General features: G+C 48.0%; 16 protein-coding genes. 1 reads left to right on the top strand and 15 read right to left on the bottom strand.

From position 1 onward, the window contains the following. Positions 1–381: 381 nt before the first annotated feature. From OXH00_23140 to OXH00_23130, 3 genes are all read right to left on the bottom strand, one after another. The gene (locus tag OXH00_23140) at positions 382–669 is read right to left on the bottom strand and encodes a hypothetical protein (GenBank protein MCY3743921.1); all 288 of its coding nucleotides are present in this window, start codon (positions 667–669) and stop codon (positions 382–384) included. Further along, positions 647–1396 (bottom strand): glucose 1-dehydrogenase, encoded by a 750-nt coding sequence (locus tag OXH00_23135; GenBank protein ID MCY3743920.1) that lies wholly within the window; start codon positions 1394–1396, stop codon positions 647–649. The genes OXH00_23140 and OXH00_23135 overlap by 23 nt, the downstream gene beginning before the upstream one ends. A gap of 209 nt (positions 1397–1605) precedes the next feature. Next, positions 1606–2529 (bottom strand): fumarylacetoacetate hydrolase family protein, encoded by a 924-nt coding sequence (locus tag OXH00_23130; GenBank protein MCY3743919.1) that lies wholly within the window; start codon positions 2527–2529, stop codon positions 1606–1608. Positions 2530–2730: 201 nt separating this feature from the next. Here OXH00_23130 and OXH00_23125 point away from each other — a divergent pair, with 201 nt between their 5' ends. After that, entirely contained in the window at positions 2731–3483 is a 753-nt protein-coding gene (locus OXH00_23125; protein ID MCY3743918.1) for a HEPN domain-containing protein, read from the top strand. Positions 3484–3523: 40 nt separating this feature from the next. Here the strand turns inward: OXH00_23125 and OXH00_23120 are convergent, their stop codons facing one another. The 12 genes from OXH00_23120 to OXH00_23065 all read right to left on the bottom strand — a co-directional run bounded on the left by OXH00_23120 (position 3524) and on the right by OXH00_23065 (position 14786). Continuing rightward, positions 3524–4483 (bottom strand): ATP-binding cassette domain-containing protein, encoded by a 960-nt coding sequence (locus OXH00_23120; protein ID MCY3743917.1) that lies wholly within the window; start codon positions 4481–4483, stop codon positions 3524–3526. Between the two features lie 67 nt (positions 4484–4550). Continuing rightward, entirely contained in the window at positions 4551–5429 is an 879-nt protein-coding gene (locus tag OXH00_23115; protein MCY3743916.1) for a metallophosphoesterase, read from the bottom strand. Between the two features lie 466 nt (positions 5430–5895). Further along, a complete protein-coding gene (locus OXH00_23110; GenBank protein MCY3743915.1) occupies positions 5896–6639 on the bottom strand; it encodes a class I SAM-dependent methyltransferase in 744 nt (247 codons plus the stop codon). Position 6640: 1 nt separating this feature from the next. Next, the gene (locus OXH00_23105; protein ID MCY3743914.1) at positions 6641–7993 is read right to left on the bottom strand and encodes a sulfatase-like hydrolase/transferase; all 1353 of its coding nucleotides are present in this window, start codon (positions 7991–7993) and stop codon (positions 6641–6643) included. A gap of 22 nt (positions 7994–8015) precedes the next feature. Then, entirely contained in the window at positions 8016–9554 is a 1539-nt protein-coding gene (locus OXH00_23100; protein ID MCY3743913.1) for a YifB family Mg chelatase-like AAA ATPase, read from the bottom strand. Positions 9555–9685: 131 nt separating this feature from the next. Then, positions 9686–10696 carry an NAD-binding protein gene (locus OXH00_23095; protein MCY3743912.1) on the bottom strand — a complete coding sequence of 337 codons (1011 nt, stop codon included), beginning with the start codon at positions 10694–10696 and terminating at the stop codon, positions 9686–9688. A 76-nt stretch (positions 10697–10772) separates the two neighbouring features. Beyond that, entirely contained in the window at positions 10773–11828 is a 1056-nt protein-coding gene (locus OXH00_23090; protein MCY3743911.1) for a HEAT repeat domain-containing protein, read from the bottom strand. Positions 11829–11951: 123 nt separating this feature from the next. Next, complete coding sequence (locus OXH00_23085) at positions 11952–12344, bottom strand: DUF1844 domain-containing protein (GenBank protein MCY3743910.1); 393 nt, start codon at positions 12342–12344, stop codon at positions 11952–11954. Positions 12345–12396: 52 nt separating this feature from the next. After that, a complete protein-coding gene (locus tag OXH00_23080; GenBank protein MCY3743909.1) occupies positions 12397–12768 on the bottom strand; it encodes a hypothetical protein in 372 nt (123 codons plus the stop codon). Positions 12769–12831: 63 nt separating this feature from the next. Beyond that, positions 12832–13434, bottom strand: a complete 603-nt coding sequence (locus OXH00_23075) for a peptidylprolyl isomerase (GenBank protein ID MCY3743908.1) — start codon at positions 13432–13434, stop codon at positions 12832–12834. Then, a complete protein-coding gene (locus tag OXH00_23070; protein ID MCY3743907.1) occupies positions 13412–14011 on the bottom strand; it encodes a peptidylprolyl isomerase in 600 nt (199 codons plus the stop codon). Before OXH00_23070 ends, OXH00_23075 begins: the two co-directional genes overlap by 23 nt. A 22-nt stretch (positions 14012–14033) precedes the next feature. Next, the gene (locus OXH00_23065) at positions 14034–14786 is read right to left on the bottom strand and encodes a LamG domain-containing protein (GenBank protein MCY3743906.1); all 753 of its coding nucleotides are present in this window, start codon (positions 14784–14786) and stop codon (positions 14034–14036) included. Between the last annotated feature and the right edge of the window lie 270 nt (positions 14787–15056).

The raw sequence follows: 15056 nt of genomic DNA, 5'->3' as shown, positions 1-15056 counted from the left end.
TTACATTTTCTTTTTCCGTGTCGCGCCGCGCTATGGTTAATTATTAAAGATACAATTTTGGGGCAGAAATTGTGCATAATTTTTAGAAAAAACGAAAAAATCTGAATTTTTGTCTAAAAACTATTTGCAATTATTGATAAAGGTGGGAAATTTGAAAAGTGGACGTGGATATGGCATAGGAAATAGCGGAGTTTCATCTCAAACCTCTATCAGATTTAATGTGTCCCCATATTGAAGTTAACTTCTTATTTGGATGAACCGCCAAGCCCTGAAATGTAGATTGCCACGATGGAGAATGTCCTACAGCGATAAACTCCGAGTTACGACCATCTGCATCCATTACTCTTCAAGATTGTAATGTGAGGAAAATTGCGAGTTTTCTTACTGAAGTGTGTAGAATTCAACGGTGTGTATCTGTCCTTTGCCTGTCATGGATTTTTGTATGATCCGAATGGCATCTGTATTTGCAACCATCGTAATTTCAAGCGGGAAGGTAACAGTGTCTTTAATCTTTTTAATCTCCTTCCAATTGAATTCACCATCCCGCGCGTAAATATCTATATTTTGAACCTTTCCTTCACCAAGGATAATAACAGTTTGTTGGACGATGGCCGTGTGTAACAGATTGCTGAAACCTACTTGTGAATTATCCAGCGGTGTAGCCGCCATCGATCGGTAGGGCGATGCCTGTGACGAATGCGGATTCATCGGAGGCAAGGTATAAGGCACCATAGGCGATTTCTTCGGGCTGCGCGAGTCGGCGCATCGGGTGTTTATCGGCAAGCACCTGATATTCCGCTGGTGTCTGGATGACCCCGGCGACTAACGGTGTCTCAACGAAACCTGGACAGATGCAGTTGACTCGGATGTTATCTTCGGCATAATCGAGTGCCATCCCGCGGGTGAGATTCGTCACACCGCCTTTGGAGGCGACATACGCTGCCCGCACGTCCGCACCCACGATCCCGTAGATAGAGGACAGGTTGATGATAGAGCCGCCGCCGTTTTCCTGCATGGCGGGGATCGCTGCTTTGGCAGCGAGGTAAACACCGGTGAGGTTGACATCTAAACAACGATGCCAGTCTGCTTCTGGTAAGTCACCGACAGAAAGGCGCATTGCGATGCCGGCACTGCTCAAGAGAATATCCAGTTTTCCGTATCTGCTGACGGTTTCCTGTACCATCCCTTCTGTGTTGTCTGAAATTGTCACGTCGGTTTGGACGTAGGTTGCTTCGTTGCCTGCGTCTCGGATGTCAGCGACAGTTTGGTTCGCGCCCTTTTCATCGATGTCCGCCACGACCACCTTTGCCCCGTGTTCAGCGAACAGGATTGCTGTGGCTTTTCCGATGCCGGATGCGGCACCTGTTGTAATGGCTACTTTGTTTTTAAGTCGCATAAGTTTAATAGTAAGGTTTTCATCAATTCCGTAAATGACAGTTGTCCATCAAGAAGCGTCTGTAATCCTGAAAACTTGGTTCAGAGGATTAGGGTAGGACATTGTCCAGCCAGATCATTCGTTGGGAAACGCCATCTGTCCTTGATAACCACAGTCTAAACGAAAACCGGTTTTCGACAACGGAGAAAACCGAGCAGAAACCCCATAGTTTAAAGTCCCTTTTCTGTCCATTCTGCCGGGTTCACTTCTGGTTCACCGATTTGGTTTCTGAGCACACCGATATTCTCGATTTCAAGTTCAACAATGTCACCCGGTTGAATCCAGCGGTCGAGTTCCCATCCGCACCCATTTCCAACGGTGCCGGACCCTAAAAATTCACCCGGATGCAGCGTCTCTGATTGTGAGACAAACGAAATCATTTCAGCGAAGGAGTAATACATATCCGATGTATTGCCGTCTGCCCAGACCTCGCCGTTGATTCTGGCAATCATTCGGAGGTTGTAGGGATCACGGATTTCATCAGGCGTGGCGAGACAGGGTCCCATGATGTTGCTGTTGTCAAAGTCCTTCCCTTTGGCGGGACCGAGTGCCAGCGTCATGTGCCGGAACTGGATGTCGCGTGCGCTGATGTCGTTGTAAATGGTATAACCGGCGATGTACTCGGGTGCTTCCTCTATGGAGATATTTTTGCCGGTTTTGCCGATGTAGACCCCCCATTCCAGTTCAAAGTCGAGTTTTTCTGTGTAGTTGGGCCACGTAACAACGGCTTCGTGCCCGGCAATAGAGGATGGACTGGTACTGCCGCGGTAATAGTTGGGTAGTTTGAACCACTCCGGGGAGATCTCTTTACCTGTGATACGTGAGGCAGCATCCATGTGGGTCTTAAATACGCCGAAATCCCGCAGGCTTGCTGGGCGTGGAAATGGTGCGAGCAGTTGCACGTCGGCAACAGGGAAGCTGCTGTCAGCTGTCTGGTCGATATGTTTTTGCGCGTCAGCGATGCGATTCTGTTCAAAGAATTCGTACATGTCTGAGGCAACTGCCGTGAGGTCAACAATTTGGTCGCCAGTAATCCATGCCCCGAGTCTTGGTGTCGAGTCTGTCGATTTGGTTTGAAAGGTAACGAGTTTCATAGGTCTTATTTTTCAGACGATCGCGGCTCCTTATTAAAGTGATTTCGTGGTGTTGATTATACGATAGATGCGTTTAGAAATCAATTCTTTTTTAAATTTTCTTGCGTGTGCGATGCAGGTATGGCATAATTAACGCTATATATTTACCTGTATCACTGTGTGTTCCTGTTATGAACATATCCAAACAGAAAAGGGACGATCATGGTTACCCGTCAAGAGATTCAAGCGACATGTGATGACATCGTGCGCGAGTTCTCGCCGCTACAGGTTGTTCTCTTTGGCTCTTATGCGTATGGCACGCCTACAGAGTCTTCTGATGTTGATTTGTTGGTCGTCATGCCGGTGCTGAAATCCGAAGCCCGCCGGCAAGAGATAGAGATTCGGCAGCGTCTCGCGCGTCCTTTCCGCCTGCATGTGCTTGTGCATTCGCCTGAAGACCTGGCATATCGTCTCGTGTATAACGATTGGTTTCTCCGAGAGATTACTGAAAAGGGCGAGGTGCTTTATGAAACTCCTAATTTTTTCTTGAGACCGGTAAAGAAGGAAGAAGACGCGATGAATCCATTGACAGAGGAATGGGTGCAGAAAGCTGAAGGCGATTATACTGTCGCACAGCAATCCGCGCAGGGACAGAATCCAGTAAATGATGTTATCTGCTTCCTGACTCAGCAGTGTGTTGAAAAGTATCTAAAGGCGTGGCTTCAAGAGGCGAATATCCCGTTTCCGAGGACCCACGATTTACAAGAGTTATTGAACCTGATAGTCCGGACGCTACCTGCTTGGGATGCGTGGCGGGAAGATTTTTCAAAGTTGTCGGAACACGCCGTTGATCCGCGCTATCCTGGAAAATTCGCGACTGCCGACGAAACAGCACATGCGATGCGGATCTGCGATGAGGTGCGGCGATCGGTTCGCGAACAGTTGAAACTACCGCTTGACGTACGGGATAGTTAAGGAAGTTTCGGCTTTGTTCGTAGTTGTAGCGCAAAGGGGGCTATGCCGTTAAAGACAAGAACAGTTCCTCCAAAGACACTTCAGTCGTGTGCATTTCAAGCAATCGCCATCCACGTCCGACGATGGTTTCTGCTACTTCTGCCCGAATATCAGTTGTGGGTGTGTAATGAAGGTGGAACGCCGCTGTGTCCGCTGTATTGGCACCGGTTTGTTCAACCCGAATTACGTCGGGGATATCCGTGAGTATAGCGAGTATCTCGTCAGCCGGCGCGCCTGCGATCTGAAGCGATAACGTTAAAGTTGTTACCGGTACGCTTTCCGTATTGTTCTGTTTAGATACGGCGCGCCCGCCGTCTAACTGAACATCGCCCGTAATTTCGCCCCTACTGATGATAATTAACCGTTCACATGTCATACTTGCTTCAGGTAAGATGTGGGTGCTGAACAGGATTGTTCGCTCTTTACCGAGTGCCTTGATTAATTCTCGGATTTCGACGATTTGCCGTGGATCCAACCCAGAGGTGGGTTCATCGAGGATTAAAACATCTGGCTCATGGATAAGTGCTTGTGCCAAACCTACACGTTGCCGGAAACCGCGAGACAATTGCCCTATAATCTGATGCCTACGCTCGGTGAGTCCACACGCCTCAATTGCGTTATCCAACCGTGCTTTGATATTGCTTCGAGGGACGCTTCGGATTTTTGCCATGTACTTCAGATATTTCGTCACCGTCATTTCTGGATAGAGCGGCACGTTTTCTGGGAGATAGCCGATGCGTTTGCGAACCTCTCTCGATTCTTTGAAAACGTCATACCCAGCGATGGTAACGCGTCCGCTACTCGCTGGCATGAAGCAGGTAAGGATTCGCATTGTTGTGGTTTTCCCAGCACCGTTGGGACCGAGAAATCCAACGATTTGTCCCTTATCTACTTGAAAGGAGATGTCTTTGAGGGCTTGGAAGGGACCGTAATTTTTTCTGATATTTTGGACTTCAATCATTTTAATAGTTGTCAGTTTTCGGTTATCAGTTATCAGTTAAAGAGATATCTGATAATTATTAACAAGGTTAGAGGTTCCGCGGGATGCTGAAATTTAGGTCCCGATCTCTGCCCAATAGATACGGATTGTTATCCGGTTGAACCGCTTCCGATTCGGCAAGGGCTTCCGGCAGATCAACTGTCACGGAATTCACCTCAACTCTATCCGGGTAGACTATGACTTGCTTCCACATCATCGGATAACAGATAATACCGGCGGAGACGATACACAACATACCTTGTTCTCTGAAAACGCGATTGAGATGCAAGTGTCCACAAAAGAATGCCAGAATCTGTTTGTCAAAAGGTGAAATGATTTCAAGGACTTCTGCAGAGTTAGCAACTCTTGAACCAATACCTTGAAATTCGACGCTTGGAAAAGGGAGTTGGTGCGAGAATATGAAAACCTCTTCCTCGTAATCTCGTGCCCGCTTCAATTCACGTTCTGCCCATGCCAATTGATTGGTGCTGATATACCCGTGTGTCATATCTTCCGGTACTTCCTGTGAATCGAGGAGAATAAACCGAATATTTTCGTGCACAAAGCTGACGGAACCCATGCCGTTGATACCAAAGCGTGCCAAGTAAGCATCTTTAGAGCCGGTCTCCGGATGCAGATCATGGTTGCCCGGGATGTAATAGCAAGGCGCATTTATGCGCTGACCGAGTTCTTGTGCACTATCAAGCGCAGCTTCGTAATCCGCCGCGGACATCTCAAAGCTGTTGCCACCACATACGAGATCTCCACCGTGAATCACAAATGCTGGATCGAAAGCGTTCAGTTGTTCAACCAATTTTTCATAGAGCGCGAGACTGTTTTTTTGCTGTTGTAGTCCGCCCGCGAAGTTCCTCGGGGCGTTTAAATAAAGATGTGTATCCGTAATAAAGGCAAATTTAAAAAGAATCATAAAACATCTCGTTTATCTGATTTCGATGTCAAAACCGAATCCTTTAGGTGCAATCTTCTGCATGCGTATGATAAGTATAATAACAACAGTACATGCTAAATTGTCAGCGTCAGTATCCAGTGTTATTTGGATGGCAGGACACGTGTTGGGTCACACATGATAACGCGCCTGTCATAACTAATATTATAATGATACCGCATTTTCATAGGAACGTCCAATTAAAGTATCAGTAGATAGACATTAGAGCGGATTAGACTAACCCAGGTTGCTACTAATGGATTTTAGGCGTTTCGACACGATTTTTGGATGCTTCCGCCATCCCGGAGGAGTGCTATTGCTTCGCAGTGAGAATAAATAGGTGACAACTTGCGTTAGAATGGATTAGCATAGAAAGCTTCTTGTAGTTGCTAACCCCTTCCGAGTAAGGAGTAGAATCTGTCTCGCCAATAGAAGTATATCCGCGATTTCAGGGACGCGCATGTTTGGTTAGAATTGCAACGTAAGTCGGTGTGTTGGCTGCGTCAATGTAGCATTCAACTTGCCACGGTGTTCCATCAAGGATGTCTTCCATTTCCGGCTTTGAAACAAACAGGTAGTCAAACCACGGCGTGGCGAATTGTTTGTATCGAATCCGTAATCTCAACTGTCCACTCATCCTCCCTCTATCTCGGTTAAATTGATGGTAGGAGAGATGCCCAGGTTCCGTTGTTTGATAGGGATCCATTGTTTCAGCGATAATCTTTGCGGTTTCGCTTGTCATAGCAGCGAAGCGTCTCAATAGCCACTTTGCTCTCTTATAGTTGCCGACGAGTCCAAAGTTGTGTCCCATCATGAGAATGGTGTCAAACGTCCCGATTTTGGAATTGAGTTGCGTGATGGACGTAACAACACCATTTTTAAGCCCACGGCGTTGGCAGGTGTCGATTGCCAGTGGCGAGTTATCAGTGCCTAAGACATGGTATCCTTGTTTCTGCAGATAAAGACAGTGCCGTCCTGCACCGCAACCGATATCTAAGACGTGCCCTGTAGCATATCCTATTGCGTGTTTTTGGTGTTCAGCCCAGTCCTCATATTCAGCGAAATAGTTGCGAAGTCCCTCGCGATTTGTATTAATAAGCCCGTCTTCTCTCTCTACAATTTCAATGTTTTCTCGACCGTTATGATAATCTGAGAGCAGATGTCCATAGGCATCTTGGTTGTCAGTTAACATTTTATGATTCCTTGACATAGCCGGTTGTACCGTTTGGATTGACCCATTCTGTCTCCCAATGTGTTTCAATACCTTCGCGCCATGTTTGTGCGGCTTCTGTCAATTCAGCGGTGAGTTCTGGATGCGCATCTTTCAGGTTTTTCGTTTCACCCATATCTGTTTCAAGGTTCGCGAGATGTACATCGTCCTCTGGGGGTGCACCTTCTACTAATTGACCGTTGAGTACGAGTTTCCAACTGTCGCGCCGCACGGCAGTCTGTTTGCCCATTTCCCAATAGATTTCGTTATGGGGTGTCGGTTCACCTTTTGCCACCATGGGTAGAACATCCAATCCGTCAAGTTCATGTTCGGAAGGGTTGCCACCTGCTGCCGCGAGGAACGTTGGAAACACATCCATCGCCGCGCCGACTTCACTGATGACCTGTCCGGCGGGGATTTGCTGGGGCCAGTGCATGATTCCGGGTGAACGGATGCCGCCTTCGTAGAGACTGAATTTATGTCCTTTCAGTTTTCCAGCAGTACCGCCGTAATACGGATCTTGCGTGCCGTCTAACCAGTTCCGCGTTTCACGTGAGGGACCGTTGTCGCTCTGGAAATAGGAGAAGGTGTTTTCTGCGAGTCCAAGCCTCTCCAATTCAGCGAGAATTTCGCCGACGCTGTCGTCGACTGCACTGAGCATCGCCGCCATGATCTGTCTGTCCCACGGTAGATTTGGGAATCGATCGACGTATTTTTGCGGTGCATGCATCGGGTAATGTGGCGCGTTATAAGGCACATAAAGGAAAAAGGGTTTGCCGAGTTCAACGGATTTACGGATATATCTGATGGTATATTCGGTGATGAGTTCGGTGAAGTATTCGCCGTTTCGGTAAATTTCCTCACCGTTTTCCCAGAGATCGTGTGTCTGATCGATGCCGCGCTGTCCCAGACCCCAGTAGAAGATGTGCGAAAAGAAGTCGATACAGCCCGCCATGAATCCGAACCAATCGTCAAACCCGTGGTGTTCAGGACGTGAGCCTTCCGCGAGCCCGAGATGCCATTTTCCGGACATTGCGGTGTAGTAGCCGTGTTCCTTCAGTGCGGTTGCAAGTGTGGGAACAGAAGGGGGTAGTCCTGTAGCGGTGCGGTGTCCTGCTAAAATGGAGCGGACCCCTGCGTGGCAGGGGTATCGTCCTGTCAGTAGTGCTGCGCGTGAAGGCGAGCAGACCGGGGAATTTGAGTACCAATCTGTGAAGCGGGCACCCTCAGCTGCCATCCTATCGAGATGTGGCGTTTTGAAATCGGTCGCGCCCATACAGGATAAGTCGCCGTACCCTTGGTCATCCGTTAGAAATATAATAAAATTAGGTTGCATTTGTCCTCTTTATTTATAAAACCTATTCTTTCCAGAAACTCCGGTCTAAGCTCCGGTATTGTATGGCTTCGGAGACATGAACTGCCTCTATATTCGGGTTTTGATCGAGGTCTGCGATGGTACGTGCTACCTTCAGAATCCGGTCATAGGCGCGCGCACTTAATCCTAATTGGTTAATCGCAACTCGGAGTAAATCTTGTGCTTGATCGTCGACTTTACAGTATTCCCGTATCTGCTTTGATTGCATACCTGCGTTGGCGTGTATCGTTGTGCCTGCAAAACGTCCGTGTTGGATTTGGCGTGCTTCCTCGACCCGTTCTTGGACGCGTGCCGACGGTTCACCGGTTGTTTCAGCGGAGAGTTCGGCGTACTTCACCGCTGGCACTTCAACTTGGATGTCGATTCTATCTAATAACGGGCCGGAGATCCGAGAGACATAGTTCTGAATCTGGTTCGGCGTGCATTTACAATCTCGGCTTGGATCGCTGAAAAACCCACAGGGACAAGGGTTCATCGCTGCGACGAGCATGAAATTTGCGGGATACGTGAGGGATGCCGCTGCACGGGAGATGGTCACCTGCCGGTCCTCAAGCGGTTGACGCATGACTTCAAGGACGTTCCGCCGAAATTCAGGGAGTTCGTCTAAAAAGAGCACACCGTTATGCGCGAGGCTCACCTCTCCGGGACGTGGCACATTTCCACCGCCGATTAAGCCCGCATCTGAAATGGTATGATGGGGTGAGCGATAGGGTCGTGTTACAACGAGAGGTGTATCGCTGGGTAAGATACCGATGATACTTTGGATCTTCGTCGTCTCTAAGGATTCATCTATTGAGAGTCTCGGCAGGATTGACGGAATTCGCTTCGCGATCATCGTCTTTCCTGATCCGGGCGGTCCGATCATAATAAGGTTATGTCCGCCCGCGGCAGCGACCTCAATGGCGCGCTTAACGTGTTCTTGCCCTTTCACATCGAGTAGGTCGATGTGCATTTCTGGATCTGCAGTCTGTGTGTCAGTGTCGAGCGTGTGCGGCTCTGGTGCTATCTCTTTCTCCGAATTGAGGAATGCGGCAGCCTCTGATAGACTCGCGATCGGATAGACGTTCACACCGTCCACGATTGCCGCTTCCTTAGCGTTTTCGGAGGGTAAAATAAGATTTTCTATGCCGTTCTCTTTTGCGGCGATGGCTATTGGGAGTCCACCTTGTATGCCTCGGATGTTTCCATCAAGTGCGAGTTCACCCAAAATCATGGCATTTTCGAGTCTTGCGGGGTTTACCTGATTGGTAGCCGCCATAACGCCGATTGCGATTGGAAGGTCAAACGCCGAGCCTGCTTTTCGGATGTCCGCCGGTGCTAAGTTCGCCGTGATTCGGGTTTGTGGGAAGTAGAAACCCGAGTTCTTAATCGCTGCAGTAACCCGGTCCCGACTCTCCTTGATGGCACTGTCCGGTAGACCGACGGTACTGAAGGATGGCAGACCGCCAGCGACATCTACTTCAACTTTTACGATATAGGCATCAATTCCCAGCAAGGCACTGCTTAGGACTGTTGCGAGCATACAGATGTTTCCTTCCGATTTGCGTTAATTTGAACAGTTCCACTGGTTCGTATTGTAGGCGTGCCGTCTACACCAGCGAACTGCGGCTTCTTCTTTCCTGATGGCTGAAGACTCACAACTGGCAGCCTCACCTAACTGGAATCTCCTGTGAGTTTGTGTAATATTTGTAACTGTCTCTGATTCGATATGACTAATAGGGCATCACCGGCTTGGATTCTCTTATCTCCTGGCGGATTATAGAGGAATGTCCCGTCATTATCACGAATGGCGACGATGACCAATCCGGTATGTTCTTGGATATTGGCGGTTTTGAGAGAGATCCCGTCTAATGTGGCATTTTGCTGGATAATGGATTCGGCAAAATGGGTTTCCTGCTGATTTTGCGTGATATTTTCCAGAAACTCTACGAGGTGTGGGTAGAGTATACTCGATGCCAGACGAATACCACCAATGTGATCTGGGAGTACGACTTCATCTGCTCCGGCAGTAACCAGTTTCCCGGGCGAATTATCTTCAACCGCTTTGGAGGCTATTTGTAAGTGCGGATTTAATTTTCTCGCGGAGATTACAACAAACAGGTTATCTTGGTCGCGGCTGAGGCAAGTGACGAGCCCTCGTGCGCGCGTGATACCGGCGCGCGTGAGTATTTCATCATCGGTTGCATCGCCGTGGAGGTATGGAAAATTTCGTGTATCAGCGAGGTGGATTAAGCGTTCTTCCTCGAGTTCAATGCCGACAAAATCAACATCTGCCTTCAGCATCTCGTCGAGGACATGGACACCGGTATCGCCGAGCCCGCAAATGATATAGTGGTTTAATAATTTATCGACAGTTCGTACCATTTTTTGTTGTCGGAAAAAATTTTGGAGTTGTCCTTCGATCAGAAATCTGGTGGCGACAGTGACACTATAGGTGAATACCCCGATGCCACCAATGAGAAGTAGTATCGTAAAGATACGTCCGTTGTCGCTCATTTCCAGATCGTCATGCCCAGCGGTTGTCAAGGTAATGACCGTCATATAGACTGCGTCAAGGGGATCCCATCCGCTATCCCTTTCGAGCATCAAGTAACCGGTGGTTCCTGTCACGAGCAAGCCCATGAGCATTGCAAGGGCGATTATAATCTGGCGTTGATAATTCATTCTCCTCTTTCATGCATGAGGTGCGCTTACAATTAACACAGCGCGTTTACAAGGGAAGTACTATGATTTTTCCAGTTTAATGCCGCTTTTTAGCAAGCCGTTTAACGACGGGGTTAGGATCGTGTCGCGCAATGTCGAAAAGGTCTTGATGCTCAATTCTATCAAGCGTCGTCAAAAGTTTTGCGACCTCCATGCGGACACATACAGCGGGGTCTTTCAGCCCGCGTTCAAACCAACGTTCGACATCATCTGAGGCATGTTTCGCGAGTGCTGCGAGTGCGCCCGCGCGAATACGTCTGTTTTCCGATTCGGCATGCGGCAGAATGGGAGCAATATAGCCCTCATCACAGCGGCACATAATCCGCAAAGCGTTGCATACCACGTCTATTGATTCGTCTTCAAGATGCATCGCACACCAATCAAATAGTTCTTCAGTTCCAGTTTTTTCAAGAAATTGGAGTCCGCGCATCCGGCGTTTCGGATTTTCGTTAGAAATGTCCGCCATCGCCTTGAGGTAGCGCGTATCTACTTTTGATGGCTGGATCGGTTCTTCTGATAGGTCAGTGTACAGTACACGGACTGCAATAGTATCCCTCTGAAGATGTTGAATAGGGAGTCCTTCAGGGCTGAACGGGATTTTGTCAAAGAATGCTGGTAGCCATTGCTTGCCTTTTGCCAAAAACTCCTGTTGGTCAATGTGCTTTCCAGTGCCAGAGCGCATCCTGTTATCCATCCAGTGTGCCAATCTAACGATGCCCCAGTGGTTTTGACTCACACCATTGTGGGAATAAAGCCCTAATTGATGGTTAACCCATTGTGCAAGTGCAGCTGGATACGCTAACAATTCAAAAAAATTAGACTGTAGGAGTTGAACAGACAGCCGTTCGCGAACTGCTATAATGTTGCCGTGCAAATGAATTTTACCGTTACCGAGGTGTGTACGGAGTGCTTCAATCTCCAAATCGGTTTTCAGGACGACAGGTCTACCATGTTTTCGACGTGCCTTTTGTTCGGCCCGGTTCTTCGCGTAGTTCCAATTTGTTGTGAACCAGGTGGCTCCCCCGCGTGGACGAAACCCGTTTTCAATAATGCCTCTCGCGCTGCTTAACGTCGTACCGTGATAGAATTCCATAATTGGTTCTCCCAGAAGGTTTAACAGGGTTAACTCAATTTGTAGCGGATAATTCATAAAAATCGGCGAATTCCGACTTGCAATGCGCGGTTGTTGGATAACAGTTCTTGCTGTACCACTTAATTAGGAGGCTTCTTCAGTTTTATCAGCGGGAACCTCTGCTTCGGTTGTTTTATCTGATGACTCCGCTTCGGGTTCTTCAGCCGTGGTTTCCTCTTGTGCAGCTGCTTCCTGTCTACTGACAGCACGAATGTACCCCATTCTGAGTTCGTAGAGCGTATTTGACAGGAAGTTGGCTTCTGGGGCAGTGAGGTTTCCCTTCGTCTTTTCTTCGAGCATCTCAATACTATCAATAATCCGTTTCACGAGTCCAAGATCGATGATCACCTCGTCTGTTTCAGGATTGCGGATCCCTTCCAAGTAAAGTTGCCCTGTTGTTACGAGGTCACCGAGAAAAGTGATGAAATTCGTAGGTGGAAGTTCTTGTGCTTCTTCCTGATCTATAGTTTCTTCCATATAACTGCTCCTGATTCACCTGAGTATATCCAGCGTCTGTTGAAAAGATCTGTTATTCGTCGTCAAAGATAATGATTTGTGCCAGTAAACTCCCTGCTTGATTATTGTTGTGTGGACTTTCGTTCATCGCGAGAAAGATAACGCCATCGTCGGGAGCCGGATTGTCGTAGCGTGAACCGACAGCGAAAATGGTATTTCCGATCTTGGCGATGAGGGCACCGATATTCGTACCGGGGAGTAGATAATCGTTGGAGCCTGGGGTCTTCGGGATACCATCGGCACCGCACCAGCCGGTACGATTTTGCAAATCTGGTGACCAAGCCCCCTCTCCGTCAATAACGAGACGTTGTCCTTTTTTTACGCGCACGTAACTCTCCTGCCAAACGGGGTTTGGGCGAGCCGTGCGGATAACGGTTAATGCCATACATTCCTCCGTATAGAGTCGGATGTAACGATTGGCATAATGCCAACCGTTACATGAACTTTGCTATTCCTTGTTTCGGATGGTGATGTTCGTAATTACGTCGTCTGCAACGATACTGTCAACGACATCCATCCCACTGACAACGTTTCCGAAGATAGTGTATTCACTATCCAGAATCGTGCTATCTCGGCAGATAAAGAATTCAGATGCGTATGAAACGCTCGTCCCCTCTTCTTTTGCCATAGCGACAACGCCACGTGACATCTCTTTCGCACCGTTCTCAATGGGAATTGTTTCACCAGCGGCAAGTTTTGAACCTGCTTGGATGAGAAGTTCTTCTGCGCGATTAAACTTTTCACCTTTGTAATACATCACCTGCGCGTTTTTGATGAAATTCTTAGAAGTTTCGGGGGCTTCGGTTGCCAGAAATTCAAACTCAATATTGCCTTTTGCCGTTTCAATAACAGCTATGGCTGTTGCGGGGTTAATCTGTGGTTTTGCCGAGGTTATCGTTGAACCTGTACCGGCGCGACGGGCGCGCGGTGCAGGTGCTTTCTTCTCCTCTTGTGCGCAACTCAGCACGAAGGTGGCAAACAGCGTTGCCAAGACTAAAAGTGCTGCGGATGCGAACTGCCGGTGTTGCTTATTCTGCTGTTGCCTGAACATATTTTGACTTCGCCTCCAATCGGATTTTTGTCATGACATCGCCTATCGCTAAACGATCAACGACATCCATGCCTTGAATTACACCGCCGAAAGTGGTGTAATTGCCGTCGAGAGAGGGTTGGGGTTTGAAGCAAATGTAGAATTGGCTCCCGGATGAGTTTGGCGCGGACGTCCGAGCCATGGCCACTGTACCTCTAAGGTGTGGACGTTGGTTCGGATGCATGTATTCGTCAGTAATATTCCAACCGGGGCCACCTGTTCCATCGCCGTTAGGACACCCGCCCTGAACGACGAATTCGTCAACTCTGCGATGAAATGTTAAGCCGTCGTAAAATTTCTGGTTGATCAATTTGATGAAATTATCCACTGCCACGGGGGCGGCATCGGGATAGAACTCAATTACGACTGTGCCTTTATCGGTTGTAACGACGGCGACCTGCTCTTCAGGTGTTAGGTTTTGACCGAAGGGCAGCGCGCAGCCAATAATGAGGGTTAATAGTAAAAGAAGAAACGTTGGACTTTTGTATAGCAAGTTTTGACTTGCCAGTTGTGCAAAAAGATAACGAGTTGTTCGCATCAACTTTCCTTTGTTATATGGGTTAGTCGGTTTTGAGGCGTGCCCAGACGGTTGCCAACTTGTCCTCTGCGTCAACGTGCAGCGTGACAGGTTCCGCCATATCTTTGAGCAACGCCTCCTTAGTTAAGGCGTAGTTATACACTTTGATTTCGTCGAGGGCACCGGTAAGGAACCGTTGGCTTCCGCCGCGTGCACCGATGTAGAGCGACTCGTCGTTCGGTTTTAATTCACCTTTACAAGGCATTTCTGCTTCCAGTTCGCCATCGATATAGAGTAGGATGTCATCACCATCCCACGTTCCCGCAAGAAAATGCCATTTACCGTCCTGAATGCTCGGACCTTTATTGTCGTCATTACACGGTTCTGGAAGGTCGAAGAATTGAAGAATCGTCCCACCGTTGTAGAGTGCTGCGAGGTTATACAGACCGGAGACCCAAGCGGAGCCTTTCTCAACACCGCTCTGGATTGCTTCTCCGCCTTCAACAATTGCCCAGAACTCGATAGTAATGCCATCAACAATATCGAGGCTCGGATTGTCATCAATTTCGCCAGCGGTTTTTCCGTCGAACGCCATCGCTTGCCCGAAAACACCCTCGATCAATTTTGGATTACCTTTATTAAAGGTGGCATCGTTACCAAATTCGGACAGGTCTTTTGCAACTTTTCCATCTAATTCATCAAAGGAGAGATGTAATACAAGATCTTGTGCCTGACAGATCGTTGCGATGCTTATTAAAGTGAGGAAAAGTAGCCCGAAGATGACAGACTGTTTCAAAATTGTGCCTCCTAAAATTAGGTGTTTAATTGATGTATTAAGTATTATCTAAATGACGTACTTGCAGCGATTTGAGACGGTTTATTCTCTTGAAAGTTGATAGCAACGAACAACTGCCGCATACTAAACTTGTTTGTTTTTTAACAAAAGGGTTACGAAACCTTTAACACACTTTATAATACTATAGCAAAAGTAATGAAAAAAGTCAAAGGGAATATTTTTCGACATTTTTCGTGACAAATTCGCTACGAGTTGGTATAATGATGGTGG

The sequence above is a fragment of the Candidatus Poribacteria bacterium genome, assembly GCA_026706025.1.
Lineage (GTDB): Bacteria > Poribacteria > WGA-4E > WGA-4E > WGA-3G > WGA-3G.
Note: the sequence above shows the minus strand (reverse complement) of the source record. Positions and strands in the feature narration are given on the sequence as shown.

Bases quoted from the DNA above. Each gene is read 5' to 3' on its own strand.
- OXH00_23130 (MCY3743919.1), bottom strand. From the start codon at position 2,529: ATGAAACTCGTTACCTTTCAAACCAAATCGACAGACTCGACACCAAGA.
- OXH00_23125 (MCY3743918.1), top strand. From the start codon at position 2,731: ATGGTTACCCGTCAAGAGATTCAAGCGACATGTGATGACATCGTGCGC.
- OXH00_23075 (MCY3743908.1), bottom strand. From the start codon at position 13,434: ATGTTCAGGCAACAGCAGAATAAGCAACACCGGCAGTTCGCATCCGCA.
- OXH00_23100 (MCY3743913.1), bottom strand. From the start codon at position 9,554: ATGCTCGCAACAGTCCTAAGCAGTGCCTTGCTGGGAATTGATGCCTAT.
- OXH00_23080 (MCY3743909.1), bottom strand. From the start codon at position 12,768: ATGGCATTAACCGTTATCCGCACGGCTCGCCCAAACCCCGTTTGGCAG.
- OXH00_23110 (MCY3743915.1), bottom strand. From the start codon at position 6,639: ATGTTAACTGACAACCAAGATGCCTATGGACATCTGCTCTCAGATTAT.
- OXH00_23090 (MCY3743911.1), bottom strand. From the start codon at position 11,828: ATGGAATTCTATCACGGTACGACGTTAAGCAGCGCGAGAGGCATTATT.
- OXH00_23120 (MCY3743917.1), bottom strand. From the start codon at position 4,483: ATGATTGAAGTCCAAAATATCAGAAAAAATTACGGTCCCTTCCAAGCC.
- OXH00_23070 (MCY3743907.1), bottom strand. From the start codon at position 14,011: ATGCGAACAACTCGTTATCTTTTTGCACAACTGGCAAGTCAAAACTTG.
- OXH00_23085 (MCY3743910.1), bottom strand. From the start codon at position 12,344: ATGGAAGAAACTATAGATCAGGAAGAAGCACAAGAACTTCCACCTACG.
- OXH00_23105 (MCY3743914.1), bottom strand. From the start codon at position 7,993: ATGCAACCTAATTTTATTATATTTCTAACGGATGACCAAGGGTACGGC.
- OXH00_23135 (MCY3743920.1), bottom strand. From the start codon at position 1,396: ATGCGACTTAAAAACAAAGTAGCCATTACAACAGGTGCCGCATCCGGC.
- OXH00_23115 (MCY3743916.1), bottom strand. From the start codon at position 5,429: ATGATTCTTTTTAAATTTGCCTTTATTACGGATACACATCTTTATTTA.
- OXH00_23095 (MCY3743912.1), bottom strand. From the start codon at position 10,696: ATGAATTATCAACGCCAGATTATAATCGCCCTTGCAATGCTCATGGGC.
- OXH00_23140 (MCY3743921.1), bottom strand. From the start codon at position 669: ATGGCGGCTACACCGCTGGATAATTCACAAGTAGGTTTCAGCAATCTG.